Source organism: Mycobacterium sp. E3298 (genome assembly GCF_001666895.1).
Lineage (GTDB): Bacteria > Actinomycetota > Actinomycetes > Mycobacteriales > Mycobacteriaceae > Mycobacterium.
The window spans coordinates 1-1,862 of record NZ_LZJB01000551.1 but is presented as its reverse complement, the minus strand read 5'-3'; the positions used below and the strand labels follow the sequence as shown (position 1 = coordinate 1,862).

Here is a 1,862-nt window from a genome sequence, read left to right as displayed (position 1 = left end):
AGCGCCGAACTCGCGGAAAAGCTGTTAGCTTTACCCCACGTTCGCTCAAGACAGGTGGCAACGGAAGGGCTCGCGTGGGATCACTGCTGGTCGTTATCGCGATCGTGCTGTTCATCGCGTCCATCGTCGTACTCGTCATCGCTTTGCGACGCCCCAAGCAACCGAGTCCCCCACGCGGCCGCCAGGATCCGCTCTCGTTCAACGCGATGCCGGAATTCGGTCCGCGGCAACTCGGCCCCGGCGCGATCGTCAGCTACGGCGGCGTCGACTACGTCGTGCGCGGATCGGTGACCTACCGCGAGGGCCCCTTCGTGTGGTGGGAGCACCTGCTGGAGGGCGGCGACCAGCCGATCTGGTTCAGCGTCGAGGAGGACGACGGACGCCTCGAGCTGGCGATGTGGGTCAGCCGCAAGGACCTCACGCTGCAGCCGGGCGGCCAGTACGTCGTCGACGGGGTGACGTTTCACGAATCCGAACGCGGGCGCGCCTCGTTCACCACCGAGGGCACCACCGGGCTGCCTGCGGGCGGCGAGATGGAGTTCATCGACTGCGCCAACTCCGATGAGTCCCTACTGCTCTCGTTCGAGCGCTGGGCGCCGGGCATGCCGTGGGAGGTCTCGACCGGCAAACCGGTGCTGACCGGCGAGCTGACCGTGTATCCGGCGCCCCCGCCCCCGTCCTCCTAGGAACGCGCCGGTGCCGCTTCATCAGCTCGCCGTAACTCCTTCGGACGTGTCCGGACAGAAGCTCGGACTCGCGCTCAACGCGCCCGCGCCGCCACCGCTGGCGACCAGCCTGCTGCACCACCCCGACGGCGGTGCGCTGCTGCTCGGGGTCCTCGGCGCGTCGCACGTCGTCACGGTCGAGCACGCCACGGGCCGCTTCTCCGAAGAGGTTTCGTGCACGGCGCGCGGCCTGGGCGTCGACCTGCCGGAACGCACGGCCGCGCCCGGCTACTCCCTGGAGTCGCGCACCGACACCTATGACGAGGGCGCCTTCCGCCGCCTGGCGCGCGACCTTCGTGACCGATGCGCGCGCGAAAAGGGTTGGCTCGGCGGCTCTTTCCCCGGAGACGACGCCGCGCTCACCGCGCTGGCCGCCGAACCCGACGCCGCGGGCTGGCGTTGGCGGACCTGGCACCTGTACCCGCGCAGCCTGGTCGGGTCCGGCGGACAGGTGGTCCACACGACCAGCCGGTGGCACCCGTGAGCCGCAACCGTCTGTTCGTGATAGCCGGCGTGCTCGCCGTCGCCGCCATCGTCTGCCTGGTCTTCGGAATCATCTTGTCGCAGAAGAACATTGCCTCCTACATCGCCGGCCACTATCACGAGTACGCCCACGACGCTAACGGGACGCGCTACGAATGCAGCGGCTCCGCCGACGACGTGGCCGACACGCTCGCCGAGTATCAGGCCCCCGAGGCGCGCGCCGCCAACGGCGACAACGAATACCTGCGCTACAGCAACAACATCGTGACCGTCGGCCCCGACGGCAACCACCCGTGCAGCATCCGCCTGGAAAGCCTGAACGCCGGATACAGCCACGGCGCCTTCATCTTTTTGGGCCCCGGCTTCACGCCCGGCTCCCCCTCGGGCGGCGCCGGCGGCAGCCCGGGTGGCCCGGGCGGAACCAAGTGACCTCTAGCCGGAAACGCAAAGGAGACAAACCATGTACCTCGCGATCGATTTCGGATCCACCAACCTCGGCACGATCACCCAGGGCGTGGTCGCCGTCGTCCTGTACTTCGCGGTCGGCGTCGTCGTCCTGATCGCCGGCTTCCTGATGGTGGACGTCCTCACCCCCGGCAACCTGCGTCAACTGGTGTTCATCGACAAGCGCCCGAACGCCGTCGTCCTCGCCTC

4 protein-coding genes are annotated in these 1,862 nt (G+C 68.6%); all 4 read left to right on the top strand.

What is annotated here, in order from left to right:
- Positions 1 to 74 precede the first annotated feature (74 nt).
- A complete protein-coding gene (locus A9X05_RS25330; protein WP_067784857.1) occupies positions 75 to 686 on the top strand; it encodes a DUF4178 domain-containing protein in 612 nt (203 codons plus the stop codon).
- Positions 687 to 696: 10 nt separating this feature from the next.
- A complete protein-coding gene (locus tag A9X05_RS25325; RefSeq protein ID WP_067751766.1) occupies positions 697 to 1,209 on the top strand; it encodes a DUF2617 family protein in 513 nt (170 codons plus the stop codon).
- Entirely contained in the window at positions 1,206 to 1,637 is a 432-nt protein-coding gene (locus A9X05_RS25320) for a DUF4247 domain-containing protein (RefSeq protein ID WP_067784859.1), read from the top strand. Before A9X05_RS25325 ends, A9X05_RS25320 begins: the two co-directional genes overlap by 4 nt.
- 31 nt (positions 1,638 to 1,668) lie before the next feature.
- Positions 1,669 to 1,862: DUF350 domain-containing protein (locus tag A9X05_RS25315; protein WP_156736978.1), on the top strand; the 194-nt coding region annotated here is incomplete at its 3' end.